Annotated in this window: 30 protein-coding genes; 21 read left to right on the plus strand and 9 right to left on the minus strand. The window is 70.5% G+C overall.

What is annotated here, in order from left to right; all coding sequences use genetic code 11:
* Nucleotides 1–84 precede the first annotated feature (84 nt).
* Both EIZ44_RS32845 and EIZ44_RS32850 read right to left on the minus strand, forming a co-directional pair.
* Nucleotides 85–456 (minus strand): SSI family serine proteinase inhibitor, encoded by a 372-nt coding sequence (locus EIZ44_RS32845; protein ID WP_134733024.1) that lies wholly within the window; start codon nucleotides 454–456, stop codon nucleotides 85–87.
* Nucleotides 457–484: 28 nt separating this feature from the next.
* Nucleotides 485–2,131 (minus strand): PucR family transcriptional regulator, encoded by a 1,647-nt coding sequence (locus EIZ44_RS32850; RefSeq protein WP_134733026.1) that lies wholly within the window; start codon nucleotides 2,129–2,131, stop codon nucleotides 485–487.
* A 130-nt stretch (nucleotides 2,132–2,261) separates the two neighbouring features.
* On the opposite strand from EIZ44_RS32850, the gene EIZ44_RS32855 reads away from it, so the two are divergent.
* Nucleotides 2,262–3,755, plus strand: coding sequence for a CoA-acylating methylmalonate-semialdehyde dehydrogenase (locus EIZ44_RS32855; protein WP_134733028.1), 1,494 nt, complete (start codon nucleotides 2,262–2,264; stop codon nucleotides 3,753–3,755).
* 7 nt (nucleotides 3,756–3,762) lie between these two features.
* Here EIZ44_RS32855 and EIZ44_RS32860 read toward each other — a convergent pair whose 3' ends face one another.
* Genes EIZ44_RS32860 through EIZ44_RS32880 form a run of 5 tightly spaced genes read right to left on the minus strand, consistent with a single transcriptional unit; the run spans nucleotide 3,763 to nucleotide 6,893 of the window.
* Nucleotides 3,763–4,275, minus strand: a complete 513-nt coding sequence (locus EIZ44_RS32860) for a hypothetical protein (protein ID WP_134733029.1) — start codon at nucleotides 4,273–4,275, stop codon at nucleotides 3,763–3,765.
* The gene (locus EIZ44_RS32865; RefSeq protein WP_134663011.1) at nucleotides 4,272–4,850 is read right to left on the minus strand and encodes a hypothetical protein; all 579 of its coding nucleotides are present in this window, start codon (nucleotides 4,848–4,850) and stop codon (nucleotides 4,272–4,274) included. Before EIZ44_RS32865 ends, EIZ44_RS32860 begins: the two co-directional genes overlap by 4 nt.
* The gene (locus EIZ44_RS32870) at nucleotides 4,847–6,073 is read right to left on the minus strand and encodes a hypothetical protein (protein WP_134733031.1); all 1,227 of its coding nucleotides are present in this window, start codon (nucleotides 6,071–6,073) and stop codon (nucleotides 4,847–4,849) included. The genes EIZ44_RS32865 and EIZ44_RS32870 overlap by 4 nt, the downstream gene beginning before the upstream one ends.
* On the minus strand, nucleotides 6,070–6,393 hold the full coding sequence (locus EIZ44_RS32875; protein ID WP_134663009.1) for a type VII secretion target: 324 nt from the start codon (nucleotides 6,391–6,393) through the stop codon (nucleotides 6,070–6,072). Before EIZ44_RS32875 ends, EIZ44_RS32870 begins: the two co-directional genes overlap by 4 nt.
* Nucleotides 6,393–6,893 (minus strand): YbaB/EbfC family nucleoid-associated protein, encoded by a 501-nt coding sequence (locus EIZ44_RS32880; protein ID WP_134663008.1) that lies wholly within the window; start codon nucleotides 6,891–6,893, stop codon nucleotides 6,393–6,395. Before EIZ44_RS32880 ends, EIZ44_RS32875 begins: the two co-directional genes overlap by 1 nt.
* A 221-nt stretch (nucleotides 6,894–7,114) precedes the next feature.
* Here EIZ44_RS32880 and hrcA point away from each other — a divergent pair, with 221 nt between their 5' ends.
* From hrcA to EIZ44_RS32970, 18 genes are all read left to right on the plus strand, one after another.
* Entirely contained in the window at nucleotides 7,115–8,140 is a 1,026-nt protein-coding gene (hrcA, locus tag EIZ44_RS32885; RefSeq protein ID WP_134733033.1) for a heat-inducible transcriptional repressor HrcA, read from the plus strand.
* A 51-nt stretch (nucleotides 8,141–8,191) separates the two neighbouring features.
* Nucleotides 8,192–9,355 carry a molecular chaperone DnaJ gene (gene dnaJ, locus EIZ44_RS32890; protein ID WP_037813614.1) on the plus strand — a complete coding sequence of 388 codons (1,164 nt, stop codon included), beginning with the start codon at nucleotides 8,192–8,194 and terminating at the stop codon, nucleotides 9,353–9,355.
* Between the two features lie 2 nt (nucleotides 9,356–9,357).
* Entirely contained in the window at nucleotides 9,358–10,110 is a 753-nt protein-coding gene (locus EIZ44_RS32895) for a 16S rRNA (uracil(1498)-N(3))-methyltransferase (RefSeq protein ID WP_037813609.1), read from the plus strand.
* A gap of 423 nt (nucleotides 10,111–10,533) precedes the next feature.
* On the plus strand, nucleotides 10,534–10,905 hold the full coding sequence (locus EIZ44_RS32900; RefSeq protein ID WP_037813605.1) for a histidine triad nucleotide-binding protein: 372 nt from the start codon (nucleotides 10,534–10,536) through the stop codon (nucleotides 10,903–10,905).
* 94 nt (nucleotides 10,906–10,999) lie between these two features.
* Nucleotides 11,000–12,046, plus strand: a complete 1,047-nt coding sequence (locus EIZ44_RS32905) for a PhoH family protein (protein WP_134733035.1) — start codon at nucleotides 11,000–11,002, stop codon at nucleotides 12,044–12,046.
* Nucleotides 12,043–12,594, plus strand: a complete 552-nt coding sequence (ybeY, locus tag EIZ44_RS32910; protein ID WP_043837412.1) for an rRNA maturation RNase YbeY — start codon at nucleotides 12,043–12,045, stop codon at nucleotides 12,592–12,594. The genes EIZ44_RS32905 and ybeY overlap by 4 nt, the downstream gene beginning before the upstream one ends.
* Before the next feature lie 9 nt (nucleotides 12,595–12,603).
* Nucleotides 12,604–13,929: a hemolysin family protein gene (locus EIZ44_RS32915; protein ID WP_037813598.1), complete on the plus strand. Its 1,326-nt coding sequence runs from the start codon at nucleotides 12,604–12,606 to the stop codon at nucleotides 13,927–13,929.
* Complete coding sequence (locus tag EIZ44_RS32920) at nucleotides 13,922–14,260, plus strand: cytidine deaminase-like protein (RefSeq protein WP_043837413.1); 339 nt, start codon at nucleotides 13,922–13,924, stop codon at nucleotides 14,258–14,260. Before EIZ44_RS32915 ends, EIZ44_RS32920 begins: the two co-directional genes overlap by 8 nt.
* Nucleotides 14,257–15,156 carry a GTPase Era gene (era, locus tag EIZ44_RS32925; RefSeq protein ID WP_037813591.1) on the plus strand — a complete coding sequence of 300 codons (900 nt, stop codon included), beginning with the start codon at nucleotides 14,257–14,259 and terminating at the stop codon, nucleotides 15,154–15,156. Before EIZ44_RS32920 ends, era begins: the two co-directional genes overlap by 4 nt.
* Nucleotides 15,157–15,232: 76 nt before the next feature.
* On the plus strand, nucleotides 15,233–15,562 hold the full coding sequence (locus EIZ44_RS32930; protein ID WP_043837415.1) for a CD225/dispanin family protein: 330 nt from the start codon (nucleotides 15,233–15,235) through the stop codon (nucleotides 15,560–15,562).
* A complete protein-coding gene (locus tag EIZ44_RS32935; protein ID WP_167754345.1) occupies nucleotides 15,553–16,008 on the plus strand; it encodes a DUF2752 domain-containing protein in 456 nt (151 codons plus the stop codon). The genes EIZ44_RS32930 and EIZ44_RS32935 overlap by 10 nt, the downstream gene beginning before the upstream one ends.
* 175 nt (nucleotides 16,009–16,183) lie before the next feature.
* A complete protein-coding gene (locus tag EIZ44_RS32940; RefSeq protein ID WP_134733037.1) occupies nucleotides 16,184–17,281 on the plus strand; it encodes an RDD family protein in 1,098 nt (365 codons plus the stop codon).
* A gap of 45 nt (nucleotides 17,282–17,326) precedes the next feature.
* Complete coding sequence (locus tag EIZ44_RS32945; RefSeq protein ID WP_134733039.1) at nucleotides 17,327–17,788, plus strand: CD225/dispanin family protein; 462 nt, start codon at nucleotides 17,327–17,329, stop codon at nucleotides 17,786–17,788.
* Between the two features lie 49 nt (nucleotides 17,789–17,837).
* Nucleotides 17,838–18,614, plus strand: coding sequence for a DNA repair protein RecO (recO, locus tag EIZ44_RS32950; protein WP_037813585.1), 777 nt, complete (start codon nucleotides 17,838–17,840; stop codon nucleotides 18,612–18,614).
* A gap of 26 nt (nucleotides 18,615–18,640) precedes the next feature.
* Nucleotides 18,641–19,459 (plus strand): isoprenyl transferase, encoded by an 819-nt coding sequence (locus tag EIZ44_RS32955; protein WP_037813582.1) that lies wholly within the window; start codon nucleotides 18,641–18,643, stop codon nucleotides 19,457–19,459.
* Nucleotides 19,456–19,875 (plus strand): YbjN domain-containing protein, encoded by a 420-nt coding sequence (locus tag EIZ44_RS32960; protein ID WP_037813576.1) that lies wholly within the window; start codon nucleotides 19,456–19,458, stop codon nucleotides 19,873–19,875. The genes EIZ44_RS32955 and EIZ44_RS32960 overlap by 4 nt, the downstream gene beginning before the upstream one ends.
* Nucleotides 19,876–20,879: 1,004 nt before the next feature.
* On the plus strand, nucleotides 20,880–21,899 hold the full coding sequence (locus tag EIZ44_RS32965) for a permease (RefSeq protein WP_167754346.1): 1,020 nt from the start codon (nucleotides 20,880–20,882) through the stop codon (nucleotides 21,897–21,899).
* Complete coding sequence (locus tag EIZ44_RS32970) at nucleotides 21,896–22,651, plus strand: TIGR03943 family putative permease subunit (RefSeq protein ID WP_134733043.1); 756 nt, start codon at nucleotides 21,896–21,898, stop codon at nucleotides 22,649–22,651. Before EIZ44_RS32965 ends, EIZ44_RS32970 begins: the two co-directional genes overlap by 4 nt.
* A 588-nt stretch (nucleotides 22,652–23,239) precedes the next feature.
* On the opposite strand, the gene EIZ44_RS32975 is transcribed toward EIZ44_RS32970, so the two are convergent.
* Nucleotides 23,240–23,653, minus strand: a complete 414-nt coding sequence (locus EIZ44_RS32975; protein WP_162473063.1) for a Fur family transcriptional regulator — start codon at nucleotides 23,651–23,653, stop codon at nucleotides 23,240–23,242.
* 2 nt (nucleotides 23,654–23,655) lie between these two features.
* Complete coding sequence (locus tag EIZ44_RS32980; RefSeq protein ID WP_205673384.1) at nucleotides 23,656–23,976, minus strand: ArsR/SmtB family transcription factor; 321 nt, start codon at nucleotides 23,974–23,976, stop codon at nucleotides 23,656–23,658.
* A gap of 822 nt (nucleotides 23,977–24,798) precedes the next feature.
* On the opposite strand from EIZ44_RS32980, the gene EIZ44_RS32985 reads away from it, so the two are divergent.
* Together EIZ44_RS32985 and EIZ44_RS32990 are read left to right on the plus strand one after the other, a co-directional pair.
* A complete protein-coding gene (locus EIZ44_RS32985; RefSeq protein ID WP_134733045.1) occupies nucleotides 24,799–25,908 on the plus strand; it encodes a hypothetical protein in 1,110 nt (369 codons plus the stop codon).
* A 4-nt stretch (nucleotides 25,909–25,912) separates the two neighbouring features.
* Nucleotides 25,913–26,551, plus strand: coding sequence for a class F sortase (locus tag EIZ44_RS32990; protein ID WP_043837428.1), 639 nt, complete (start codon nucleotides 25,913–25,915; stop codon nucleotides 26,549–26,551).
* The last annotated feature ends 165 nt before the right edge of the window (nucleotides 26,552–26,716 follow it).

Here is a 26,716-nt window from a genome sequence, read left to right on the forward strand (position 1 = left end):
TACGGAGGACAGTGTCGGCGGCCCACCGAATTTCCCGCCGCGGCAACCGGCTCCGGGACCGCCGGAACCGATCGCCGCCGGGCCCTAAAGCGCGAAGACCCCGTTCGACTGGCTGTCCGCCGCGCACTTGTTCGGGTATGTCGCCCGGTACGTGACCCGGGTGCCGTGCCAGCTGCCCAGCGCGGTGACGTCCACGGGGGAGTAGATCATCGTGCACTTCTGCCGATGCGGCGTGATGCGGGCGAAATCGCCGTCGACCGCGGCGAGGGTCGCGCAGGCGGTGTCGCGGTGGCGGTGCGTGCCGCCGGTGGGGTCGCAGGTGAGGGACGCGCTCGTGACGCGCCCGGAGGTCTCGTGCACGGTCAGCTGCAGCACGGACTCCGGGACGTGCGGTGCGGCCAGGCCGCCGAACCCGATCAAGGCCGCTGCGACCGGAGCGAAGGAAGAGAACACCATAAGAGGGATATCGGCACCGCGAACCCGATCACTGTGCTCCTCGTCCGGGTGGGTTTTCCTCGCTCGGACGGGTGGCGGCGCCGAGGTCGTGCGCGAGCAATGCCACGTACAGCGACAACATCGACTCTGGATCTTCCAGTCGCACTCCCAGCACCTGTTCGATGCGGGCGAGTTGCTGGTAGTACGCCGTCCGCGAGGTGTGGGCAGCGACGGCCGCGGCGGACTTGTTGCCGCCGTGCGCGCAGTAGTGCCGCAGCGCTGGGACAAGGCGACTGCCCGACGCAGCGTCGCGTTCGAGGAGCGGACCCAGCTCTCGCGCGGCGAAGGCGTGTACGCGCTCGTCGTCGGCGAGAAGGTGCAGCAGGCCGCGTAGCCGAACGTCCTTGAGACGGTGCAACGGTTGTCCGTCATCCTCGTCGAGGGCGGCGGCAGCGACGTGCGCGGCTTCGACCAAAGTGCGTTGTGCCTCAGCGGGTCCGGTGACAGTCGTGCCTACGCCGAGCGCGGCTGGCGCGGAAGCGCGCGCGTCGTGGATGTCGGTGGCTAGGCGCTGGAGTACGGCGTCGGCGTTGGCTTCCGGCGAGAGTGCGAGAAGGGCGCGTACGGCAGTCTCGTCCGTCGAAACCAGCGCGGACACCTTCGCCCGGCGAGTGGCGAGCGCGGTCGCTTCGGCTAGTTCGCGCAACAGTGGCGGCGTAGACAGCGTCGGTCGCGTAGTGGCAGTGATGCGTGGCCGTACCGCGAGGCCCACCAGCTGTCGTCCAGTCAGCGGCACGGCGAGCGCAGAACAGCGCGCGAGGATCTCCGCGGTCGGCGCGGGCGAATTCAGCAGCTCGGTCAACACCGCGCGGTGCGCCTGCCGTTCGAGGGTGTCGGAGTCGCGCGCGACGAGACGGTGTACCGCCAGCGCGGACGCGGCTCGTTCGGCGACCACCTGGTATCGATGCGGCGGCGGCTCAGCGCACACGAGCACCAGCCGACCCCAGTCGTGGCCGCGCGCGCCGACCACGGTGACCAGCCAGCCCGCCGCCGAGTGGTACCCGGTGCGCTCGCCGACCTGCACCACTCGCGACCGTGCCGGCCAGCCGACCAGCAGTTCTCCCGGATCAGTGCCCGCCGTGTCGTAGGCGAGGACTTCGTGTTCCAGCGTCTCCAGCACGACCGGCTGCTCCGTCAGCCGCGCAACTTCGGCTAACACCGCAGCGGGTTCAGCTCCGGCGACAGTCAGCGACGTGAATGTTTCGTGCACCCGCTCCGCCGCCCGCAGTTCGGCGAGCTGCGCGTCCACGATCATTCCGTTCACTGCCTCGGTCACCGCGACATAGCGCGTCTCGCGGGACAGCGTCACCAGCGGCAATCCGCGCTGCTCAGCCGCCGTGACCAGGGCGCGCGGCAGCCGGTCGTTCCAGTGCCGCACCAGTTCGACCACCAGGCCCGAGACACCCACCTCGGCGAGGTCGGCGACGTACCGGGTCAGCGTCGCGTCGTCGTCCGGGAGCGCGACCCCCGTGGTGAGCACGAGTTCTCCGCCGCGCAGCAGGTGCGCGATGTCGGCGACCTCGGCCGCGTGCGCCCAGCGCACCCGCCGTTCGAGCCCGGTGCTGCCCGCGACCACGCGCGGACACCCCTGGCGCAGCACCGGCAACGCGAGCGCCTCGGCGACGGTCGGGTACATCGGTCCCCCTTGCTGGCCGGCAGGGCACAGACTGTACGGCGGAGAGGGGTAGTCCGTACACGTTGTCGATGGCGGACCGGGGCGTCTCGCCCGGAGACTCGGGGACACCCGACCGGAAGGAGCGGACGTCGTGACCGACCGCATCAGCCATTGGATCGACGGCAAGCCGGTCGTCGGCTCCGGACGCACCGGCGACGTGTACGACCCGGCGACCGGCCAGGTCAGCGCGCAGGTGGACTTCGCCGGGCCGGCCGAGGTGGACCAGGCGGTAGCCGCCGCGACCGCTGCCTTGCCGGGCTGGCGGGGCACGTCGCTCGCCGGGCGCACGCGCGTGTTGTTCGCCTTCCGCGAGCTGCTCCAGGCACGCAAACACGAGCTGGCGAAGATCGTGACGAGCGAGCACGGCAAGGTCGAATCGGACGCCGCGGGCGAGGTCGCGCGCGCGATCGAGAACGTCGAATACGCGTGCGGCGCGGCGCAAATGCTCAAGGGCGGGTTCAGCGAAAACGCCTCCACCGGCGTCGACGTCTACTCGATCGCGCAGCCGCTCGGGGTGGTCGGCGTGATCTCGCCGTTCAACTTCCCTGCGATGGTGCCGCTCTGGTTCGTGCCGAACGCGCTGGCGTGCGGCAACACCGTCGTGCTCAAGCCGAGCGAGAAGGACCCGTCCGCGGCGCTGTTCATCGCTGAGCTTCTTGCCGAAGCAGGCCTTCCGTCCGGCGCGTTCAACGTGCTGCAGGGCGACAAAGTCGCGGTCGACGGACTTCTCGCGCACCCGGACGTCAAGGCGATCTCCTTCGTCGGCTCGACCCCGATCGCGCGCTACGTCTACGAAACCGGCACCAGCCACGGCAAGCGCGTGCAAGCGCTCGGCGGGGCGAAGAACCACATGGTCGTATTGCCGGACGCCGACCTCGACCTGGCCGCGGACGCCGCCGTGTCCGCCGGTTTCGGCTCGGCGGGCGAACGGTGCATGGCGGTTTCGGTGGTGGTCGCCGTCGAGCCGATCGCGGACGAACTGGTGGCCAAAATCGCGGACCGGATGCGGAAACTGCGCGTCGGGGACGGCCGCAAACCGTCGTCGGAGATGGGCCCGCTGGTCACCAGGGCACACCACGAGCGAGTTTCGTCCTATGTGGACACCGGAGTCGCCGAAGGCGCGGAACTCGTGATGGACGGCCGGGGCGTGGAAGCAGACGGCGAGAACGACGGATTCTGGCTCGGCCCCACGCTTTTCGACCGCGTCACGCCCAGTATGGCGGTGTACACCGACGAAATCTTCGGCCCCGTGCTGTCCGTCGCCCGAACGACGAGCTTCGACGACGCGCTGGCGCTCATCAACGCCAACCCGTACGGCAACGGAACCGCCATCTTCACCGGCGACGGACGCGCCGCGCGCCGCTTCCAGAACGAGGTCGAGGTAGGCATGGTAGGCGTCAACGTCCCCATCCCGGTGCCCGTCGGGTACTACTCCTTCGGCGGCTGGAAGGACTCCCTGTTCGGCGACACGCACGCCTACGGACCAGAGGGATTCCACTTCTTCACGCGGACAAAGGTGGTCACATCGCGGTGGCCGGACACCTCGCACGCGGGGGTGAACCTGGGGTTCCCGAAGAACTCGTGACCCGGGCTCACCACACGCCGTTTTCGCCGACGATGCTCGCCACCGTGCCGCTGTTCCCGAGCAGGCACACCGCGACGACTCGCTCGTCCGCCAGCCGTTTGCCACGGGCCGGATTGACCGAATGAGTGCGGCCGCCCACACGGAGCTGCCATTTCTCGATCGTCCCCGGACCGCGCGGGGTGTGCTTGAACCCGACCGGGTAGTCGTCGGTGATCGGGCCGGTACCGAAATCGTGCACCGGCCCGGGCACGACCGTCAGCGGCGCGCGGCAGTCGGCGAACTGCCGCCGCCCGAACCGGACTGCCAGCACGAGGACGACCAGGGCGACCGCCACCGCCACCAACGCGGACGCGGTGAAGCCGGATTTGGCGACCGCGACGACCGCGATCGCCACCTCGATCGCGACGAACACCCAGATCGCCCAGAAGAACCAGCCGAGGACCTCGCCGCGCTGGCTCCGGTGCAGCCTCCCGGCGAGATTGGCGGCGGCGACCTCGCCGGGATCGGCTTTCGCGGTCACGCGGCGACCACGTTGACCAGGATTTTGCTGCGCGGGGTGAGGATCGCGGCGTTCGTGCGGTTGCCGAGCACACGCTGCCGCATGTCGTAGTCGAGCCGGTACGTCTTGCCGTGCACGACGAGATAAGTGAACTTGATCCGGTCGGTCATCTCGTACAGGTACATCGCGTGCTGTCCGCGCGGGGGGATCTTGGTGACGTGCCCGTAGTCGTGCGTCCAGCCGGGCACTACGTCGAGTTTGCCGCTGCGCACCTCTGCCAGTCGTCGCCAGATAAGTCGCCCGGGGAGCACGGCGAGCGCGAGGAAGAGCACCGTCAGCAGGTACACCGGCCAGTTCATCGACCAGTACGAGACCGGCGGGGTGCCGAGGTCGGTGTTCACCGCGTTCAGGCTCCGCAGTGCGTCGCCGCTCACGCCGATTCCGATCGGTGCCAGGACCGCGGCGGCGACGAACAGGACGATCCACACGACAGCCATCGAGAAGCCCGCGTTCAGGATCATTGTCCGCTGAGACGGATGCAGCCGGCCTTCCCGGTTGGCCTGGTCGGCGGCCGCCTGCACGGTTTCGCTGCTCACTCTCCAGTGCCGCCTTCGCCTTCGCCGGAGCCGCCTTCGGCCTTCTCGTGCTCCTTCTTGTAGGCCTCGGAGCCCTCGGCGTACCGGTCGTACTGCTCGTTCTCCTGCCTCCGGACTTCGGTGCCCGCTCCTGTGTAGTCGGCCATGGTGAACGGCGGCCGACCTCCCTCTTTCTGCCATTCCTGGAGCTTGAAGAACTTCCGCCCGTCCTCCGAATACGTCTCACAGGCGTGTTCGAAGTGCTCGCGGCCCGGCACCTTCTCCTTGGCCGAGTTGGTCCAGCGCTCGGCCTTGTCCGCGGCGCTCTCGGCCTTGCCCGCCTGCTTGAGGTCGCCGGCCTTCTTCTCCAGACCGGCAGCGATGTCCACGCTCTTGTCCGTGACCTTGCCCGCCGCCTTGCCGGCCTTCCGCAACGCGTTTGCCGCCTGCTCGATGGCGGCCTTCGACTTGCCCGCGCTCTCCGCGAGCTTGTCCAGCTTCTCCACGACCTTCGCGATCCGGGTGCCGATCTTCTCCGCCAGGATCCCGCCCTCGACGACGGTGTCGGCGATGAACGCGGCGACCGTGCCGCCGAAGGTGCACCACGACGACGCCAGCGCGGCGATGCCCTTGATGATCAACTCGCCGACGAACGACGAGATCATGTCGCGGATCAGCCCACGCTCGGTGCCGACCAGCGCGGCGGCCACGTTCATCCCGGTGGACGCGGCGCTCGCGTGCCCGGCCACGCCCCGAAGCGCGTTTGCGTAGTCCTTCGCGGTCTTCTGGTATGCCTCGCCGCCCTGGCCTTGGAAGTTCGGGGCGACCTTGCTCGCGGCCTGGTCGTACTGGTCCGCGCTCTCGGTCAGCTGCTTCGAGATGTTCGACCAGGTCACTGCCTTGGCGGTGACGGCCTCCGGGTTGCCCGCGAGCTGGTCGAGGCCTTCCTTGAGGAAGCTGATGTGTTCGATCAGCCAGCCCACCCCGGCGCTGGCCAGCGTGCCCAGCGGGTCCATCGCGGCGCCGAGCAGGTCGAGGCCGTCAGTGACGACGTCCACGCCGAAGTTGCCCCAGTCGCCGTGCCGGGCGTCGGTGAGCGTCGCCGCGACGTCGTTGAGCATGCCGGAGCCGGAGGTCTGGGCGTTGAGGTTGTCCAGCTCGTTCGAGGACGACCCCATGTTCGTGGTCAGGCCGCTCGGCGACTCCGACTTCGCGACCAGCGGGTTTTCCTGCGTCTCGGTCATTCCGGCAGCTCCTTGCCGAGGCCGTTGATGTGGCCGACGGTCTGCTTCTCGTGGTTGTCGTAATGATCGTGCGCCTGCTGCAGCCGGTCCGCGATGTCGTCGGCCTTGCCCGCCACGTCCTCGACGAAGGAGGAAGCGATCGACATCCAGATCTGCAGCGGCATCGCGAACACCTGGCCGACGATGCCGAACGCGTCGTCGCCGAACGTCTGCCCGGACTCGGTGGCCTGCGCCGCGGTGTGCACGCCCGCCGCGATGTCCTCGACCTCGCCCTTGTGCGCGCGCAGCGCCGGGAGGTCGACCTTCGATCCGTCTGCCATCAGTTCCTCCCCAGGAACGAGCCGCCGCCGTAGTAGTCGTCGTCGTCCGTCGGGTCCGGCGCCGGGCGGGCGGGGCGCGCGGGACGGGACGGCGGAGCGGTGGGAGGCGCGGAATCGTCCTGTGCGTCGAAAAATTGCGGCTGCGGCGGTGCGGGCGGGGCCGTTTCCTCCGGAACTTCCGGTTCCGGGATCTGTTCTTCGAGGAATTTCATCGCGTCGCTGTTCTCGCCGATCACCGGTGCCATGATCGCGGTCAGCTGCTGCGCCGCCTGGGCCTGGGCGCGCCGGGCGGTGGCCAGGACAGCGGCCGCGAGGGCGGCGCGCGGCATCTCGTCCGCGCGGGAGCCGAACTGGAGTTCCTGCAGCGCACCGGCGGTGTTGACGGTCGCGGTGACCGCGCCGTCCTGGCTCGTCGCGGTCGCCGACACGTGCTTCAGCCGTTCCTGGGCCTCCGCGGCCCGCTGCCGGATTTCGGCGATTTCGGGAGAAAGTGCGTTCATGTCGGCCACTGCTTTCGGATCGAGTGGTTCATAGTCTTTCCGAGGCAGAAAACCGGGTTCCGGTTCCCCGTGCAAGCGAAGTTCCGAGTTGCCCGGTTCGTCGCTATTAAAAATTGTTTGCCAGCCTTTTACTCCCGCTCGCCCGGACCGGAGGGCGCGCCGGGCACCGCCGGGTCCGTAAACTCGTTGTGAGTAGCAGGAGGACCGCGAAGGAGGTGCCGGTGGCGAACACGGACGAGCGTCGCTTCGAGGTGCTGCGCGCGATCGTCGCCGACTATGTCTCGAACCAGGAGCCGGTCGGGTCGAAGACGATCGTCGAGCGGCACAACCTCGGCGTTTCCAGTGCCACCGTGCGCAACGACATGGCCGCCCTGGAAGAAGAGGGGTACATCGCCCAGCCGCACACCAGCGCGGGCCGGATCCCGACCGACAAGGGGTACCGGCTGTTCGTCGACCGGCTTTCGGAGATCAAGCCGCTGTCGGCCGCCGAGCGGCGCGCGATCACCAGCTTCCTCGACTCCGGCACCGACCTCGACGACGTGCTGCGCCGGTCGGTCCGGCTGCTCGCGCAGCTCACCCGCCAGGTCGCGGTGGTGCAGTACCCGATGCTCACCAACACCGTGGCGCGCCACCTCGAGGTGGTCCCGCTCACGCCCGCGCGGCTCATGCTCGTGCTGATCACCGACTCCGGCCGGGTCGACCAGCGCACCGTCGACCTCGGCGACGTGGTCACCGAGGAGACCGTGCTGCGCCTGCGCACCGTGCTCAACGGCGCGCTCGCCGGGCGGCGGCTGGCCGACGCGGCGGCGAACGTGGCGGAGCTGCCCGAGGCCGCTCCGCCGGACCTGCGCGACCACCTCACCCGGATCTGCACCACACTGGTCGAATCGCTGGTCGAGCACCCGGAAGAGCGGATCGTGCTCGGCGGCACCGGCAACCTCACCCGCAACGTCGCGGACTTCCCCGGGTCGCTGCGCCAGGTGCTCGAAGCGCTCGAGGAACAGGTGGTGGTGCTGAAGCTGCTCGCCGCCGCCCGCAACCCCGGTGCGGTCACCGTGCTCATCGGTGAGGAAAATGAGGACGAGCAGATGCGCAGCACCTCGGTCGTGTCCATCGGCTACGGCCGGGACGACATGCTGCTCGGGGGGATGGGCGTCGTCGGGCCGACCAGGATGGACTACCCCGGCACGATCGCGGCGGTCCGAGCGGTCGCCAACTACGTGGGGCAGATCCTGTCCGGCCGCTGACCGGCGGCAGGCCGGGGACGTGGCGGAACACGAAGGAGAAGGCAGAGCAACGTGGCGAGGGACTACTACGGGATCCTCGGGGTGGCCAAGAACGCGAGCGATCAGGAGATCAAGCGCGCGTACCGCAAGCTGGCCCGTGAGCTGCACCCCGACGTGAACCCGTCGGAGGACGCCCAGCACCGCTTCGGCGAGGTGACCACCGCGTACGAGGTGCTCTCCGATCCGCAGAAGCGCAAGATCGTCGACCTCGGCGGCGACCCGATGGACGGGGGCGGCCGCGGCGGAGGCGGCGGCGACCCGTTCGCGGGCTTCGGCGGGCTCGGCGACATCATGGACGCCTTCTTCGGCGCCGCGGGCGGAGGCGGCGGACGGGGCCGCGGGCCGCGCAGCCGCGTGCAGCCCGGCTCCGACGCGCTGATCCGGCTCGGCCTCACCCTCGAGGAGTGCGCGACCGGCGTCGACCGCGAGATCACCGTCGACACCGCGATCGTCTGCGACCTGTGCCGCGGCGCGGGCACCGCCGAGGGCACCAGCACCAAGACCTGCGACACCTGCGGCGGGGCCGGCGAGGTCCAGTCCGTGCAGCGGTCGTTCCTCGGCCAGGTCGTCACCGCGCGCCCGTGCCCGGTGTGCCGCGGCTTCGGCGAGGTCATCCCCGACCCGTGCCGCCAGTGCGGCGGCGACGGCCGGATCCGGTCGCGGCGCGGCGTCACCGCGAAGATCCCGCCCGGCGTCGGCGACGGCATGCGGATCCGGCTGTCCGGCCAGGGCGAGGTCGGCCCCGGCGGCGGCCCGGCGGGCGACCTCTACGTCGAGATCGACGAGGCCCCGCACGAGGTGTTCGTCCGCGAGGGCAACGACCTGCACTGCAACTTCCGCATCCCGATGACCACCGCGGCGCTCGGCGCGACGGTCCCGATCGCCACCCTGGTCGACGGCGACTACGAACTCGACATCGAGCCCGGCACCCAGCCCAACACCGAACTGGTGCTCACCGGCAAGGGCATGCCGCGGCTGCGCTCGTCCGGCCGCGTCGACGGCCGCGGCGACCTGCACGTGCACATCGACGTCGTGGTGCCGACCAAGCTCGACGAGGCCCAGCGCGACCTGCTCGTCGACCTGGCCCAGCAGCGCGGCGAAGAGGTCCCGACGCTCGCCGCCAACGGCAGCAAGCACGGCGGCCTGTTCTCCAAGCTCCGCGCGAAGAACCGCTGACTGTGCCGGACACCACACTGCCGGTCTTCCTCGCCCCGGCGGTGCCCGCGGAAGGGCGGGCGCTGCTCGACGGCGAGGAAGCCCGGCACGCGGCCACCGTGCGCCGGCTGCGCGTGGGGGAGCAGCTCGTGCTCTCCGACGGCGCCGGCGCGATGGCCCGCTGCGCCGTGGACGCCGTCGAAGCGGGCCGGGCGGCCTCGGTCACGCTCACGGTTCTCGAGCGCTGGCAAGAAGAACCGCCCGCGCTGCGCGTCCACGTCGCTCAGGCCCTCGCCAAGGGCGACCGCGGGGAATTGGCCGTCGAACTGGCCACCGAAGCCGGCGCGGACGCGATCGTGCCCTGGCGCGCCGCCCGCAGCGTCGCCCGCTGGGACGACGGACCCCGCGGCGAGAAAGCCCTCGCCCGCTGGCGCGCCACCGCCCGCTCAGCAGCGAAACAAGCTCGCCGCGCCCACGTGCCCGCCGTCGCGGAACCAGTCGGCACCCGCGAGCTCGCACAGCTGGCCGCCACGATGTCCGCGACGCTCGTCCTCGAATCCGGCGTCACCAGCAAACTCACCGACCTCGACCTCCCCGACGGCGGCGACCTCCTCCTCGTCGTCGGCCCCGAAGGCGGCATCACCGACGACGAACTCGCCGCCCTCGAACAAGCCGGAGCCACCACGGTCCGCCTCGGCCCGACCGTCCTCCGCACCTCCACCGCGGCCGCCGTCGCACTAGGCGCACTGGGCGTCCTCACCGGCCGCTGGCACTGACCGCCCGGTGCCCGCGAAACCCGGCAGAACCCCTAAACATCCGCACCAGGTGATGGCGCGCCGCAGCCCCGCCAGCTACTCTGCTTCGCAACGTGGGAACACGAGGGTTTCAGCCCGCCCCCACGCGGGCATTACCCTTGAGTACGCGAACCCATACCCCGCCGGGCACCTCCCCCCTCGGTCCGGCGGAGCCGCGGCGGCGGTGGAGCGACCCCCAGGCTCCACCGCGCCGCGGCGTCTTCGTATCGCCTGGCGGCGATCCTTCGCCGCCGCTGGTTCCGCCATTACTCCCGGGGGGCCGAGCCCCCCCGGACCCCCACGGTGCGGTGGTTGCGTGTCGTGCGTTCGTCGCCTTGGCGAGTGGGGTGGTTGCGTGGCGTGTGTTCGTCGCCTTGGCGAGTGGGGGTTTGTAGGGTGTCGCGTATGAGCGATGCGGCGGAGACGTTGTTCGAGCGGATTATTGCTGGGGAGATTCCGGCGGATGTGGTGTATCAGGACGACGCCACGTTTGCGTTTCGGGACATCAATCCGCAGGCGCGGGTGCATGTGCTCGTGGTGCCTCGGAAGAGGTACCGGAACGTCGGGGAGTTGGCGGAGGCGGATCCGGAGTTGTTGAGCGCTGTGTTGTTGACGGCGCGGAAGGTTGCGGAGATCGAGGGGATCTCTGGCAGTGGGTATCGGGTGGTTTTCAACACTGACGCCGATGCCGGGCAGACGGTGTTTCATGTGCATGCCCATGTGCTCGGCGGGGAGCAGCTCGGGTTGTTCGGGAAGCCGCAGGCCGGGGTGCACTGAAACCGGGCTGCGAGCGGGTGTCGGGGACAAGTAGCATCTATGGGGTCCCTGTACGTTGACTTGCGAAGTGCGCAGAAAGCAGGACCGAGGCCACGTGGCCGGAACTGAGACGGGTGGAGCCGCCCGACCTGACAATCGGGTATCGGCCGAGGCACAGGTTCGATTCCCGATCCCGGAGGCGGCTCAGCTGAGCCTGCTGGGGTCCCGGGACGAGAACCTGCGGGTGGCCGAAGAACTGCTGGCTGCTGACGTGCACGTGCGCGGCAACGAGGTCACGCTGACCGGTGCCGCGGCCGATGTGGCGTTCGCGGAGCGGGTCTTCACCGAGCTGGTGCAGCTCGCCGGCGGCGGGCAGCAGGTCGGGCCCGACACGGTGCGGCGGACTGTGGGGATGCTGTCCAGCGGCGACGCGTCGCCCGCGGAGGTCCTGAGCCTCAACATCGTGTCGCGGCGCGGGAAGACCATCCGGCCCAAGACGCTGAACCAGAAGCGGTACGTCGACGCGATCGACAAGCACACGATCGTTTTCGGGATCGGGCCCGCCGGTACCGGCAAGACGTATCTCGCGATGGCGAAGGCCGTGCAGGCGTTGCAGGCCAAGCAGGTCACGCGGATCGTGCTGACGCGTCCGGCGGTCGAGGCCGGCGAGCGGCTCGGGTACCTGCCGGGCACCTTGAACGAGAAGATCGACCCGTACCTGCGGCCGCTCTACGACGCGCTGCACGACATGGTCGAACCGGAGTCGATTCCGCGGCTGATGCAGGCGGGGACGATCGAAATCGCACCGCTGGCCTACATGCGCGGCCGGACGCTGAACGACGCCTTCATCATCCTCGACGAGGCGCAGAACACCACGCCCGAGCAGATGAAGATGTTCCTCACCCGCCTCGGGTTCGGCGCGAAGATCGTCGTCACCGGCGACATCACCCAGATCGACCTCCCCGGCGGGCAGCGCAGCGGGCTCCGCGTCGTGCGCGACATCCTCGGCGGCGTCGAGGACCTGCACTTCGCCGAGCTCACCAGCCAGGACGTCGTCCGGCACAAACTGGTCGGCGACATCGTCGACGCGTACGAGAAGTGGCAGGCCGTGCAGGACGCGCAAGAGCAGCAGACCGGCGGCTGGAAAGGCACCCGCCGATGAGCATCGAGATCGCCAACGAATCCGGCGTCGACGTCGACGAGGCGTCCATCGTCTCCGCCGCGCGCTACACGCTGGAGAAAATGGAGGTCAGCCCGCTCGCCGAGCTGTCCATCCTGTGCGTCACCCTCGAGGTGATGGAAGACCTCCACGAACGCTGGATGGACCTGCCCGGGCCCACCGACGTCATGGCCTTCCCGATGGACGAACTCGACTCCTCGCGCCGCCCCGACGCGCCCGACTCGTCCCCGGCGCTGCTCGGCGACATCGTGCTCTGCCCGGCCTTCGCGAAAGACCAGGCGAAAACCGCGGGCCACCGGCTGATCGACGAACTGCACCTGCTCACCGTCCACGGCTGCCTGCACCTCCTCGGCTACGACCACGCCGAACCCGCCGAGGAACGCGAGATGTTCGGGCTGCAGAAGCGGATCCTCGGCGAATTCCAGGCCGCGGTCGCCGCGCACCAGGCCCGCGACGCGCAACGCGACGTCGACGACCGCGTGCTCGGCATCGCCGGGCTCGACGCGCCGCGGCCCGGGGAAACGCCCTAGGCTCCGACGATGGGAAACCCCCCGGCACAGGTCGTCATCGCGGTGACGCTGGTGCTGCTCGCGGGCGTGTTCGCCGCCGCGGACGCCGCGGTCGGCACGGTGTCGCAAGCCCGGGTCGACGGCCTCGTCCGCAACGGCCGCGTCGGAGCCCGCCAGCTCGCCGCGGTCGTCGCCGAACGCCGCAGGCACATCAACCTGCTGCTCCTGCTCCGGCTGGCCTGCGAACTCACCGCCACGGTGCTGGTCACCGTGTCCTTCGTCGCCTGGTTCGACCGGCTGTGGCTCGCCATCCTGGTGTCCGCGGTCGTCATGGTCGTGGTCAGCTACGTCCTCATCGGCGTCGGCCCGCGCACCATCGGCCGCCAGCACCCGTACCGCGTCGGCACGATCGTCGCCGGGCCGGTCCGCGCCCTCGGCACCGTCCTCGGCCCGCTGTCGCGGCTGCTGATCGTGCTCGGCAACGCGATCACCCCCGGCCGCGGCTTCCGCGAAGGCCCGTTCACCTCCGAGGTCGAACTGCGCGAACTCGTCGACCTCGCCCAGGAACGCGGCGTCGTCGAGGACTCCGAACGCGAGATGATCCACTCGGTGTTCGAACTCGGCGACACCGTCGCCCGCGAGGTCATGGTGCCGCGCACCGAGATCGTGTGGATCGAACGCACCAAAACCGTGCGCCAGGCCCTCGCGCTCGCGCTGCGCACCGGCTTCACCCGGGTCCCCGTGATCGACGATTCGGTGGACGACATCGTCGGCGTGGTCAACATCAAAGACCTCATGCCCGAGTACATGGGCCCGGACGGGCCGAGCACGGTCGTCGGCGCGGTGATGAACCCGGCGAGCTTCGTGCCCGACTCCAAACGGCTCGACGAGCTGCTCAAGGAAATGCAGCGCACGCACAACCACATGGCGATCGCGGTGGACGAGTACGGCGGCACCGCCGGCCTGCTCACCATCGAGGACATCCTCGAGGAGATCGTCGGCGAGATCACCGACGAATCCGACGCCGACGAACGCCCCGAGGTCGAGGAGCTCGAGGACGGGTCGGTCCGCGTGTCGTCCCGGCTCGGCGTCGACGACCTCGGCGAACTGTTCGGCATCGACCTCGAAGACCACGACGTGGAGACCGTGGGCGGGCTGCTCGCCGAGCGACTGGGTAGGGTCCCGCTGCCGGGGGCCGAAGCCGAGGTCGCCGGTCTTCGGCTGTTCGCCGAAGGGGGCAAGGACCGCCGCGGCCGGATGCGCATCACCTCCGTGGTCGTCCGGCCGTCGTCGGCGCGCCCGCGCACCCGCCCGCCCCAGCCCGAAGAGCACGACAGGAGAGTCGAACATGCCTGACCTCGACGCCGAGGACCAGAAGCTGGTCACGCTGGCCCGTTCGGCCCGCGCCCGCAACGGCGCGGACGAAGGCGCCGCGGTCCGCGACACCGACGGCCGCACCTACGCCGCGACCACGGTCGACCAGCCGTCGTTCAAGCTCACCGCCGTGCAGGCCGCCGTCGCCGCCGCGCTGTCCAGCGGAGCCGAAGGCCTCGAAGCCGCCGCCGTGGTCACCGCGGACGCGCTGGTCGCCGAGGCGTCCGTGCACGCGGTCCGCGACGTGACCAAGACCGCGCCGATCATCTTCGCCGACCCGTCCGGCGCCGTCGTCGAGGTGCTGCAGTCGTGACCGAACCGCACCGTTCCGGTTTCGCCTGCTTCGTCGGCCGCCCCAACGCGGGCAAATCGACGCTCACGAACGCGCTCGTCGGCACGAAGGTCGCGATCACCTCCAGCAAGCCGCAGACCACCCGGCACGCCATCCGCGGCATCGTCCACCGCGACGACGCGCAGCTGGTGATCATCGACACCCCGGGCCTGCACCGTCCGCGCACGCTGCTCGGCCAGCGGCTCAACGACATCGTGCACGAGACCTGGTCCGAAGTGGACGTCGTCGGGTTCTGCGTGCCCGCCAACGAAAAAGTCGGCCCCGGCGACCGGTTCATCGCCGCCGAGCTGAAGAAGATCGCCCGGCGCACCCCGGTGATCGGCATCGTCACCAAGACCGACCTCGTGAAGCCGGAGCAGGTCGCCGAGCAGCTGGTCGCGCTGCAAGAGGTGATGGAGTTCGCCGACCTCGTGCCGGTGTCCGCCGTCGACGGTTTCCAGGTGCAGACGGTCGCCGACCTGCTGGTGCAGCGGCTGCCCGAAGGCCCGCAGCTGTACCCGGGCGGCGAGCTCACCGACGAGCCCGAGCAGACCCTCGTCGCCGAGCTGATCCGCGAAGCCGCGCTCGAAGGCGTCCGCGACGAACTGCCGCACTCCATCGCGGTGACCGTCGAGGAAATGCTGCCGCGCGAGGACCGCGACGACCTCATCGACATCCACGCGCTGCTGTACGTGGAACGCCCCAGCCAGAAGGGGATCATCCTCGGGCACAAGGGCGAACGGCTGCGCGAGGTCGGCGCGACCGCGCGCAAGCACATCGAGCGGCTGCTGGGCACGAAGGTGTACCTCGACCTGCACATCAAGGTCGCCAAGGATTGGCAGCGGGACCCGAAGCAGCTCCGCAGGCTGGGTTTCTGACCGGTTGTGGCCGTGCCCGGCGGCGAGGGCGGGTAACGTCGGGCCGAACCGCATCCGATTTGTCCAGGGGGACCGCATGACCGGCCCGTATCCGCCGCAGGGCCCGTACCCGCCGTCGTACGGTTACCCGCCGCAGTATCCGCCGCCGCCGGACAGCAACCTGGTGTGGGCGATCCTGGCGACGGTGTTCTGCTGTCTCCCGCTGGGGATCGTCGCGATCGTCAAGGCCAGCCAGGTGAACACCTTGTGGTACCAGGGATACGCGGCCGAAGCGCACCGCGCGGCGGACGAGGCGCGCAAGTGGGCGATGTGGTCGGCGCTCAGCATCGCCATCCTGATCGGGCTGTACGTGCTCGTCGCGATCATCGTGCTGGCGGTCGCCGGGAACGTGCTCTGGTGGCATTGAGCACCGTCTACACCGGACAGCCGGCGCGCGGAACCCGTGCGGTGGCAAGGGCTCTGGCGGGTCCGGCGGCCGCGGCGGGCGGGATCGGCCTCGCCTGCGTCGCGGTGTGGTTCGGCGATCCGACCACGCCCGGCGGCCCGCTCCCGGTGTGCCCGACCAAGCTGCTTTTCGGGATCGACTGCCCCGGCTGCGGCGGGCTCCGGATGGCCTACAGCGTGCTGCACGGCGATTTTTCCGCGGCACTGCACTACAACGCGGTAGCGCTGGTGTTCGGCGCGCTCTTCGCGTGGAGCGGTCTCGCCTGGACGATGGGACGGCTGCGCGGCCGGACGATGCGGTCCTGGCTGCACTGGCGCTGGACGCCGCACGTCGTCGCGGTCGTGTTCGTCCTGTGGTTCGTGGCGCGCAACGTTCCGTTCTCGCCGTTCACCGGCCTGTACGTCTGAGTTAGCCCCGTTTTCGCTGTGCCTGGAACGACTTCGGCGGCGGTGCCGTCCCCCGCGTCACCCGATGCGGACACCTGCTCGGCCCGGCCTCGCCAGACGAGGTACGCTCCCGCGCACTGACGTGTCCACAGCGGACGCGGCCAGGCCCAGCTTGCAGCAACGAGGGGGACACTCGATGACCTATCCCTACGGCCAGCCCGGCGGCCCGCCTCAAGGCGGACCGCCGTTCGGCGCGCCGCCGGGACAGCAGGCGCCGGGCTACCCGCCACCCGCCGGCTTCGGCCAGCCGTACGGCCGGGTCTACGCGGACTGGGGCCAGCGCGCCGGCGCCTATCTCATCGACTTCGCCCCGCTTCTCGGCGGGGTGCTGATCGCCCTCCTCGTGTCGCTGTTCTCCGGCGTCGGGGGCACGATCGTCTACCTCCTCGCGATTCTCGGCAGTCTCGCCTGGACGGTCTTCAACCGCTGGATCAACGGCGGCAACACCGGCCAGTCGCTGGGAAAGCGGATCGTCGGGATCAAACTCGTCGGCGAGGCCACCGGCGAACCGATCGGGGCCGGGATGGCGTTCGTCCGCGACCTCGCACACGCGCTGGACAGCATGGCGTTCGCGCTCGGCTACCTGTGGCCGCTGTGGGACGACAAGGCGCAGACGTTCTCGGACAAGATCCTCAGCACGGTGGTGCTGCCCGCCGGTTCAGAGCCTTCGGGCGCGGCTGGTTTCGGGCAGGGCGGTTTCGGGCAGCCGGGCGGGTTTTCCGGCCAGCCGGGCGGGTTCGGTCAGCCGGGTCAGCCCGGCGGGTTCGGCCAGCCCGGCGGTTTTCCCGGTCAGCCGGGAGGTTTCCCTGGCACCGCGCCGCAGCCTGGTTTCGGGCAGCCCGCCTCGGGCGGCTTCCCCGCGCAGCCGTCGCCGAACGCCGGTTTTCCCGCCGCACCGCCCGGATTCGGGGCTCCGCAGCCGGGATTCGGCCAGCCGCCGGTCCCGGGAACCCCGCCGCAGCAAGGATTCGGCCAGCCGCAGCCCGCGTTCGGGCAGCCGGGCCAGCCGCAGCCGGGATTCGGGCAGCCGTCCGCGGGAGCGCCGCAGCCGGGCCCCACGCCGTTCGACCAGCCCGAGCCGACCCAGGTCGTGCGCCCGCCCGCGCCCCAGCAACCACCGTCCGAAGCGTTCGACGCCGCCGAACGCACCCAGGTCGTGCATCCGGCAGGCGAGCCGGAGGCGACGCAGATGATCAAGCCGGAATCGCCGAAGCCCGGTCCGGCCCAGTCCTGATCCGCACCGGATCACGGTAAGTACGAGGAACTCGGGGGAACCCAGATGACCAATCCCTACGGCCAGCCCCAGCAGCCCTACGGCGGCCAGCCGCAGCAGCCCTACGGCCAGCAGCAGCCGTACCCGCAGTCCGGTGCGACGCCGGCGCAGCCGTACCCGCAGCAGCCCTACGGCCAGCCCGCGCCGTACGGCCAGCCCGCTTTCGGCGGCGCGCCCGGCGGCGACATGAGCGCCATCAAGGACTACAAGGGCTGGGCGATCGGCTGCATCTTCCTGATGTGGATCCTCGCGATCTTCGCGATCATGAAGTCGAACGAAGTCCAGTCGTACAAGATGCAGGGCAACTACGCGATGGCCCAGCAGGCGTCGCAGACGACGAAGACCCTGTGCCTCATCGCCACCATCATCGGTGCGCTCGCCTGGGTCGTCGCGATCATCATGATCATCGTGGGTCTCGTGGCCGCGTCCGAGGTGCACAGCTACTACTGCACCGGCAGCTACTGCTGAACCAGGGTGTCCCGCCCCGGCGTCGCCCCCGAAGTGGGACGATGTCGGGGTGGTGAACCTCTACCGCGACACCGGGGTGGTGCTGCGCACGCACAAGCTGGGCGAGGCCGACCGGATCGTCACCCTGCTCACGAGGCGGCACGGCAAGGTCCGGGCCGTCGCGAAGGGCGTGCGGCGCACGTCGTCGCGGTTCGGGGCGCGGCTGGAGCCGTTCGGGCACGTGGACGTGCAGTTCTATCCCGGCCGGTCGCTCGACGTCATCACCCAGGTCGAGACCGTCGACGCGTTCGCGCTGCCGCTGGTGGCCGACTACCAGCGCTACACCGCGGCGTCGGCGATCGCGGAAACCGCGGACCGGCTCTCGGCCGAAGAGGGCGAACCGGTCATGAAGCTGTACCTGCTGGTCGTGGGCGCGTTGCGGGCGCTGGCCGGCGGGCAGCGGGACGCGTCGCTGGTGCTCGACGCGTTCTTCCTCCGCGCCATGGCCTACGCGGGCTGGGCCCCGGCCATCACCGAATGCGCCCGCTGCGGCCTGCCCGGCCCGCACGCCGCGTTCAACGTCGCCGCGGGCGGCTCGATGTGCCCGGACTGCCGGATCGCCGGTTCGGTGCATCCCGCGCCCGAGGTGCTGACCCTGCTGGACGCGCTGCTGCAGGGGGAGTGGGCGGTCGCGGAATCGTCGCCGGGGATCACCCGCCGGGACGCGTCCGGCCTGGTCGCGGCGCATCTGCAGTGGCATCTGGAACGGCAGCTGCGGTCGCTCCCGCTCGTGGAGCGGCGTGCCCGGGAGGCCGCCGGGCCGGGCCCAGTAGGGTCGGCCGGGTAGGAAATCCATTCTTCAGGAGGCCGGGAGTGCTGCGCAGGGGACGGGAGACCCGCTCGGCGGGGTACGAGCTGCGGGCTCCGGATCCGCATCCCTCGGGCGCGAAGCCGCCGGAGATCCCGGCGGACCTGGTGCCGAAGCACGTCGCGCTCGTCATGGACGGCAACGGCCGCTGGGCCAACCAGCGCGGCCTGCCGCGGATCGAGGGCCACAAACGCGGCGAGGCCGTGATGATCGACGTCGCGAGCGGCGCGGTCGAACTCGGCGTGAAGTGGCTTTCGGTGTACGCCTTCTCGACGGAGAACTGGAAGCGCAGCCCCGAGGAAGTCCGGTTCCTGATGGGCTTCAACCGCGACACCATCCGCCGCCAGGTCGACTACCTCGGCTCGATCGGCGTGCGCATCCGCTGGGCCGGGCGGCGCCCGAAGCTGTGGGCGAGCGTGATCAAGGAACTGCAGGTCGCCGAAGAGAAGACCAAGAACAACACCAAGCTCAACATGACCATGTGCGTCAACTACGGCGGCCGGGCCGAACTGGGCGACGCGATGCGCCGGATCGGCCAGGACGTCGCGGCGGGGAAGATCAACCCGGACAAGATCGACGAGCGCACCATCGGGAAGTACCTGTACCAGCCGGAAATGCCGGATGTGGACCTGTTCCTCCGGCCGTCCGGGGAGCAGCGGACGTCGAACTTCCTGCTGTGGCAGTCGGCGTACGCGGAGATGGTCTACCAGGACACGCTGTTCCCGGACTTCGACCGGACCCACCTGTGGCAGGCGTGCCTCGACTTCGCGAAACGCGACCGCCGGTTCGGCGGCGCGGTGGACCAGGCAGGGAGCACGAAATGAGCACCGCGGAAGCCGCCGAGACCGGCGCACTGCTCACCCGGGCGCGCGAAGCACTGGAACGCTACCTGGAGGTCCACGTCGACGACGACGGCGCGATCACGTTCTCCCACGCGGACGTCCCGTGCGTCATCCAGGCCACCCGCCTCGCCGACGGCCTCACCGTGCTCAGCCTGACCTGCGTAGTGGCCTGGGACCTGCCCGACGACCCAGCCCTGGCGGTCGCGGTCGCCGAACGGGCCGGACAGGGGCTGTTCGGGACCTTGGGCGTCGGCCACACGGAGCGCGGGGTGGACGTGACCCTGCGGTACGCCTTCCCGGCGGAGGGGATGGATCCTTCGCCGCTGGGGACGCTGCTGATGCTGGTGGTTTCGACTGCTTCGCAGCTGCGGACGGAGTTGCCTGGGGTGGAGGCCTGAGTCAGGTTTCGGCTGGGCATGCGGTTTTTGCTTCGCTGCTGCTGTGGCCTCGGTCTGAGCGGTCTGAGCGGCCTGGTGGCGGGTTGGCTGCCTGATTGGCTTCGCGCTCCGTGTGTGTCGCTGGTGCCTGGGCTCTTGGCGAAATTTCCTTGGCGAGACCATGTTTCGTGCCCTGCCTGGCCCGGACGGACGGTGCTGGTGCCTCGCCCGCACGTGTTTCTGCTGCATCACGGATCTCCCTAGCCGGGCCCAACCTCGCGCCTTGACCAGTCCGCCGCTGGCAGGTGCCCTGCTTGGCTTCCGCGTTCGCGGCCACTCCGCTATCCGTCTGGGCTAGGGTCGCGCGCTGGGCTGGAGTTCTGCTGTCTGTTCGGTGTGCGGCTTCGCTGCTCTTCTGTGCAGGCTGCTGCGCCACTCGTCCCGGCTTGGATTGCGCTGCGTGCGAGCAATGCCGTTTGCGCAGTGTGCCGCTTCGCCGCCACGCTCGTCCGTCCTGGCTGCTGCGCTACTCGTCTTTGGCGTGGTCTGTGCGCTGGGTGCGGAGCCTTGCCCCTTGCTCGGTGTGGCCGTTCACCGACAAGCACTTCGGTTCACGCAGTTCCGCCATGGGGTCGCGCGCTTGACTGCACCTCTGTCGCCTGTCCGGTGTGCGGCTTCGCTGCCAAGCTTTCCTGCCCAGGCCACTCCGCTACTTGTCCCGGCTTGGGCTGCGTGCGGAGCCCCGCCACCCGCCCGATGCGCCGCTTTGCTGCCAAGCCCTTCCGTCCAAGCCACCCGCCCCGCCCCCGCTCTCTCTCGCACCGCCCGCCCGATGCGCCGCTTCGCTGCCAAGCCCTTCCGTCCAAGCCTCCCCGCCCCGACCCCGCTCTCTCTCGCATCGCCCGCCCGTTTCCGCCCCTTCCTCCCTCCCAATCGGGTGACATTCACGCAAAACCGGCGCGAGGGGTCCCCTCGCACCACCGGCGGCTGGGGTTCTGTCGGACCCGGCTGGCATCATCGCCTTCGTGGAAACCCTTTCCAACAACGCCGCCGAGGAACGCCCCCGCACACGGCGCTTCCGGATCAGCTCCATCGAGATCCTGTGCGCCGTCCTGCTGGTCGCGGTCCTGGCGCAAAGCAAGCTCCAAGACCTCTTCGACGTGCCCGCCCTGCGCACCGGATCCACCGTGTTCGTCGCGGTGTGCGTGCAGGCGCTGCCGTTCCTCGTGCTCGGCGTGCTGATCAGCGGCGCGATCGCCGCCTTCGTGCCCGCCCGCGCGCTGGAACGGGTGCTGCCGAAGAAAGCGTCGGCCGCGGTCGGCGTCGCCGGGCTGGCCGGAGTCGCCTTGCCCGGATGCGAATGCGCGTCGGTTCCCGTCGCGCGCCGGTTGATCGGCCAAGGCGTCGCACCCGCCGCCGCGCTCACCTTCCTGCTCGCCGCGCCCGCGGTGAACCCCGTCGTGCTGGTGGCCACCGCGGTCGCGTTCCCCGGCCGTCCGGAAATGGTGTTCGCGCGGTTCGCCGGCTCGCTCGCCACCGCGATGGTGATGGGCTGGATCTGGGCCCGCTGGGGCAAGCTCTCCTGGATCACCGAACGGGCGCTGCGCCGCTTGCCCGATGTCGAATCGGGACAGCGATGGCGCGTATTCGCCGAAACCGCCCGCACCGATCTCGTGGAAGCAGGCGGATTTCTCGTCCTCGGCGCGCTGATTTCCGCTTCGCTCAACGTTCTCGTGCCCGCGAAGTGGTTTGAAGTGCTGTCCGGGCAGATCATCGTCGGCGTCGTGGTGATGGCGGTTCTGGCTGTGGTCCTGGCATTGTGCAGCGAGGCCGACGCATTCGTCGCCGCCTCGCTCACCGCCGTGCCGTTGCTTCCGAAGCTGGTGTTCCTGGTGGTCGGCCCGGCCATCGACGTCAAGCTTTTCGCTTTGCAGACCGGCACTTTCGGCCGTTCCTTCGCCGCGCGGTTCGCCCCGGTCACCTTCGTGGTGGCGATCGCGTGCGGGACCGTCGCGGGCGTGATCTTCCTCGGAGGCGTCCAATGAGGCGCGAAACCCAAAACGTCCTGCTGATCCTCCTGGGCGGCGCCCTGGTGAAAATCGCGCTCAACGGCGACTACCTGCGCTACGTAAAACCAGCCCAGCAACCCTGGATCATCGCGGGCGGCGCAGTGATGCTCGTGCTGGGCGCGACAGCCATCATCCGCGACATCGCAGCCGCACGCGCCGCGGCGAAAGCAGCGAACGAATCCGAAGCAGGCACGGAACATCCAGACGCGCACGGCCACCACCATCACCCCGCGCGCTCAGCCTGGTTGCTCGTCGCCCCGGTACTGGCGGTGTTCCTGGTCGCCCCGCCCGCACTCGGCGCGGATTCGGTCACCCGCACCGAAGCACGCCTTCCCGCCAGCGCCGCGACCACCTCGGCAGCCGCGTTCCCGCCGCTCCCCGCCGGAGCAGTGGTGCCGATGGCGATGAACGAGGTCGTCACGCGCGCGGGCTGGGACGCCAACGGCACCATGAACGGACGCACCGTCGAGATCTCCGGCTTCGTCGTGCACACCGGAGGCCAAACCCTGTTGGCCCGCTTGGTAATCAGCTGCTGCGCAGCCGACGCGGCCCCCGTCACCGTGCACCTCAAAGGCGGCGGCGCCGACCGTTTCCCGAGCGACACCTGGCTGCGCGTCGCGGGCCAGATCGTCCCGGGCACCGCGACCCAGGCCAACGGCTACACGCCGGACCTGGTCCCGGTGACAGTCGAACGGATCACCGCGCCGAAGGATCCGTATGAATACTGAGAGGGCCAACGCCGCCGACACGCCCGCCGCACCCGCCTCGGAACGCGGACCGCCGCCTCGACCCGCCCGGTGCACCTGAGTTTCATCGGCTGATCCCCGGAGCGTCCTGCTTCGTGCCCTGTTTCAAGCCCGCCGCTTGAGCAGCCCCCGAACGGACCCCGGCCGTAGTCGGCCCGAGTTCCTCAGAGTTGCGAAACCCCGCGGCCCGACGGCCCTCGCAGCGGCTCCGCTTGCCGGAAGCTGCTCGGACCTCGACGCCCGCGTCTTCGCCCAGCCCGGAGCGCTTCCGCCGCCGGACACCGGTCGGCTCACCTGTCCGACGGGCCTGGCCGACGAGAGCTACGGCGCCGAGCGTGGGTCACGTGCGGACGAGAGCCGCGACGCCGACGCAGGCCACGACGCGAGCGCGGTCACCACGCGAGCGCGGTCACCACGCGGACGAGCCCCGACGCCGGTAAGGGCAGAGACGCGAGCGTGGGCCACGCTGCAGACGAGGGCTGTGACGCCCGACGAGGGCCGCGACGCGAGCGTGGGTCACGACGCGGAGGACGCCCGCGGTGCCGACGAGGGCCGCGACGCGGACGAAGGTCAGCTCGCGTGCTCGGCGCAGGTACCGGTGATCTCCACGGTGTGGCTGATGTCGGTGAACCCGTGGTCCGCGGCGATCTTCTCCGCCCAGCGCTCCACCGCGGGACCCTCGACCTCCACCGTGCGCCCGCACACGCGGCACACCAGGTGATGGTGGTGGTGCGACGAGCACCGGCGGTAGATGGCCTCGCCGGAGTCGGTGCGCAGCACGTCGATCTCGCCCGCCTCGGAGAGCGACTGCAGCGTCCGGTAGACGGTGGTCAGGCCGATGCCGTCGCCGCGCTTGCGGAGTTCGTCGTGGAGCTCCTGGGCCGAGCGGAAGTCGTCGACGGTGCTCAGCAGGTCGACCACCGCCGCACGCTGCTTCGTGGAGCGCCGGCCGGGCACCGGGACCGGTTTGGGGGCCGAGGACATCGTCACTTCCCTTCCTGCACGTGGGCGACCGCGTCGACGACGATGTGCGCCAAGTGGTCGTCCACCAGCCGGTAGACGACCTCGCGGCCGCGCCGCTCGCCCTGGACCACGCCCGCGGTCTTGAGAACGCGGAGGTGCTGGCTGATCAACGGCTGGGCGACGTCGAGTTCGTCCACGAGTTCGTGCACGCACCGGTCCGCCTCCCGCAACTGCAGCACGATAGCGATCCGCACCGGAGCGGCGAGCGCCCGGAGCAGTTCGCCGGCGTCGGCGAGCACGCCGGGAGGCATGACCGCAGGCTCGGAACTGGCGGGCCGCCCCACCGAGCCGCCTGCGTCGACGGGATGCGGCGGGTCCGCGGACAGTTCTGCCTGACCGTCGGCGGCGGCCTCGTCCGCAGAAGTCGCGGGGTTCTCGGTTGCGCTCGGAGCTGGAGCGGCAGAACTGTCTGCCTCGATGTGGTCTGCGGCAACGTTCTTCACTGAGGCCTCGGCGTTCCTGGTCGTCGTCGGTCCCGGGGTGTCGGAGTCGCCCACAGCCGGGCTGTGGTGTTCTGCGAATGCCTCGGTCGTGGCGGAGTGCGGAGCTGCGGCGGTCGTCTCGTCCGCGGCTGCGTGGGCTGCTGAGGCCTCACCGCCGCCGGTCGATGCCGACGCTGGGGCGGCTGAGTCTGCAGCAGTCGCTTCTGCCGGGCCGGAGTGGTTCGCGGCCGAGGTCGCCGCAGTCGCGCCTGCGGCAGCCGAGCCCGCGGCAACCGAACCCGCCGAACCCGGAGACCCGGCCCCCATACCGTCGGACAGGGCGCTCGAAGGTGCCGACGTCATCGCTGCCTCCACTCGCGTCCCGCGTCCGCTCCGTCTCGCCGCGTCCCAGGGCCGGGCGCCGACCAGGGGACGGCGTTTCCGAAGCCGGATGTCATTGCCGATAACCTTCGCCGCCATCGTAGTGTTCCCTTCCCCGGGCGCGGTGATCGCCGGGGCCCGGGGGACCGGCGTTCCGGATTGACCCGATCGGGTGAGTTCGTGAAGATGTGGCTTGTCGGCTTCGCAAGTCGTGACGAACGGTGCAAGGTTGTCTCGGGGGCGATTCGTCGCGTCTCGTACAGTGGCGCATCGCTCGGGGTTGCCGGAGGGCAGTGGGGAGACATGACTCGTTTCGTGACGAAGGCCGCGGTGGCGGCCCTGGTGGCACTGCCGGCGCTGGCCTCGGCCGCCGCGGCGCAGACCCAGGCCGGGCAGGCCGTCGACGAGAAGACCGGTCCGGTGTCGTTCGCCAACGTGGCGTCCGTGCGCCTGGGCGGCGACCCGCAGCACGGCGGCGCGCTGATCACCGAGACCCAGCGGTCCCCGCTCACCCCGGGCCAGTCGCAGCTCGGCACGGACCGCGTGGCGGTGCCGAAGAACGACGGCGAGCGCAATACCTTCGGCCCGAACTACGAGATCGACCTCGGCAAGTACGCGGACAGCTCGGTCAGCCCGTACCCGCAGGGCATCGCGAGCCGCGACCACCAGGTCGTCGCCGCGCTGCAGACCACGCACGTGCCCACCGCCGTCGCGGAGACCAACTACGCGCTGCGCGACAACGGCCGCAAGCAGCTCAAGGCGGTCGGCAACACGATGCTGGTCCTCGAGGGCGCGCGCAGTTCGGTCGACTGCTCCGGCCCTGGCAAGGTCACTGGCACCACGACGGCCGCCCGCGTCTGGGTGCGCGGCGAGGACGACGTGCTGAAGCAGGTCGCGATGCCCGCCACCGGGACACTCAGCGTCACCGGCCTCAAGATGGGCTCGCCCACCTCCGTGGCACAGAGCGACCCCGGCAAGACCACCTCCGACCTCGTCGTGTCCCGCGTTTCCGCGTTCGACCAGCTGATCAAGCAGGACGGCTGGCGCTCCGGCGACGTCACCGCGCAGGCCGGCTGGCGCGTCGAGATCACCACGCACGCGCGCGACGCCAAGAACACCAAGCTCAGCGACGTGCAGACCACCATGGTGCTCGGCGGCGTCAGCTGCTCGATCCCGAAGAACTTCGTCCCCGCGGCCGGCAACGGCTCGGGCAGCGGCGGCACCGTGCAGCAGCCGACCGTGCCCACCGAGGTCCCGGCCGGCTACCTCGGCCCGCAGGCCGCCGCGCCGTCCGACGACCTGCGCCTGCCGCTCGGCTTCGGCCTGCTCGGCGGCGGGCTGCTCTTCGGAGCCGCCGCGATCGTGCTCGGCCGGCGCCGCGCGGCGCGGGTCGTCCGCTCCCGCGGCGAATAGGGCCGTGCCGCGCACCGTGCTCACGGTCGCGTCGGCGGTGATCGCCGTCCTGGCGATCGCGGCCGGCGTGATCGTCCTGACCTGGGTGCCCGCGCCGAGCCCGGTCGCCGTCGCCGACCCGCCGCCCGGCTCGCTGCCGGGCGAGGACGGCGCGCCCGCCGAACTGCCCGCGGACGGCCAGGCGATCGGCCTGCAACGCCCCGGCAGCATCCGGTTGCCCGACGGCTCCGAGGCCCGGCTGAAGCGCACCGAGATCACCCAGAAAGGCATCCTGCCGATCCCGCGCGGCCTCGGCGACGCCGCGTGGTGGGGCGCCCGCCTCGGCGCGCAGCAGGGCGCGGCGGTGCTGTCCGGGCACGTCAACTGGGCAGGCACGAAGGGTCCCTTCGACGACCTGTGGCGCGTCCGCACCGGCGACAACGTCAGCATCGTCGACGCGTCCGGCGGCCGCTGGCTCTACCGCGTCACCGGCGCGACCACGATCCCGAAAGAACAACTGCCCGCGCAGGCCCCCGGCTGGTTCGCCCAGACCGGCCCGCACCGGCTGGTCCTGGTCACCTGCGGCGGCGACTACGTCGGCGGCACCGAGGGCTACGACGAGAACCGGATCGTCACGGCGGACCTGGTCTCCCGGCCGGACTGATCCGCCAGACCTGCGGGACCGCGCCGCCAGACCTGCGGGACCGGCTGGCCGAGCGTCAGCGACCCCGGTCCGCCCCGCCCAGCACGTCGCGACCGCTGCGCCGCCGTCTTGCCAGCCCGCCGCGACCGCGCCGCCTGCACGCTGCGGCCGCGCCGCCTGCACGCT

Origin of the sequence: Amycolatopsis nivea (assembly GCF_004522235.1) — a bacterium.
GTDB lineage: Bacteria > Actinomycetota > Actinomycetes > Mycobacteriales > Pseudonocardiaceae > Amycolatopsis > Amycolatopsis nivea.

What these genes read in the sequence shown, in the direction of transcription:
- EIZ44_RS32845 (WP_134733024.1), bottom strand. Translation starts at nt 456, where the DNA reads ATGGTGTTCTCTTCCTTCGCTCCGGTCGCAGCGGCCTTGATCGGGTTC.
- EIZ44_RS32850 (WP_134733026.1), bottom strand. Translation starts at nt 2,131, where the DNA reads ATGTACCCGACCGTCGCCGAGGCGCTCGCGTTGCCGGTGCTGCGCCAG.
- EIZ44_RS32870 (WP_134733031.1), bottom strand. Translation starts at nt 6,073, where the DNA reads ATGACCGAGACGCAGGAAAACCCGCTGGTCGCGAAGTCGGAGTCGCCG.
- EIZ44_RS32875 (WP_134663009.1), bottom strand. Translation starts at nt 6,393, where the DNA reads ATGGCAGACGGATCGAAGGTCGACCTCCCGGCGCTGCGCGCGCACAAG.
- EIZ44_RS32880 (WP_134663008.1), bottom strand. Translation starts at nt 6,893, where the DNA reads ATGAACGCACTTTCTCCCGAAATCGCCGAAATCCGGCAGCGGGCCGCG.
- EIZ44_RS32900 (WP_037813605.1), top strand. Translation starts at nt 10,534, where the DNA reads ATGAGCGATGCGGCGGAGACGTTGTTCGAGCGGATTATTGCTGGGGAG.
- ybeY (WP_043837412.1), top strand. Translation starts at nt 12,043, where the DNA reads ATGAGCATCGAGATCGCCAACGAATCCGGCGTCGACGTCGACGAGGCG.
- EIZ44_RS32915 (WP_037813598.1), top strand. Translation starts at nt 12,604, where the DNA reads ATGGGAAACCCCCCGGCACAGGTCGTCATCGCGGTGACGCTGGTGCTG.
- EIZ44_RS32920 (WP_043837413.1), top strand. Translation starts at nt 13,922, where the DNA reads ATGCCTGACCTCGACGCCGAGGACCAGAAGCTGGTCACGCTGGCCCGT.
- EIZ44_RS32930 (WP_043837415.1), top strand. Translation starts at nt 15,233, where the DNA reads ATGACCGGCCCGTATCCGCCGCAGGGCCCGTACCCGCCGTCGTACGGT.
- EIZ44_RS32940 (WP_134733037.1), top strand. Translation starts at nt 16,184, where the DNA reads ATGACCTATCCCTACGGCCAGCCCGGCGGCCCGCCTCAAGGCGGACCG.
- EIZ44_RS32945 (WP_134733039.1), top strand. Translation starts at nt 17,327, where the DNA reads ATGACCAATCCCTACGGCCAGCCCCAGCAGCCCTACGGCGGCCAGCCG.
- EIZ44_RS32960 (WP_037813576.1), top strand. Translation starts at nt 19,456, where the DNA reads ATGAGCACCGCGGAAGCCGCCGAGACCGGCGCACTGCTCACCCGGGCG.
- EIZ44_RS32970 (WP_134733043.1), top strand. Translation starts at nt 21,896, where the DNA reads ATGAGGCGCGAAACCCAAAACGTCCTGCTGATCCTCCTGGGCGGCGCC.
- EIZ44_RS32975 (WP_162473063.1), bottom strand. Translation starts at nt 23,653, where the DNA reads ATGTCCTCGGCCCCCAAACCGGTCCCGGTGCCCGGCCGGCGCTCCACG.
- EIZ44_RS32985 (WP_134733045.1), top strand. Translation starts at nt 24,799, where the DNA reads ATGACTCGTTTCGTGACGAAGGCCGCGGTGGCGGCCCTGGTGGCACTG.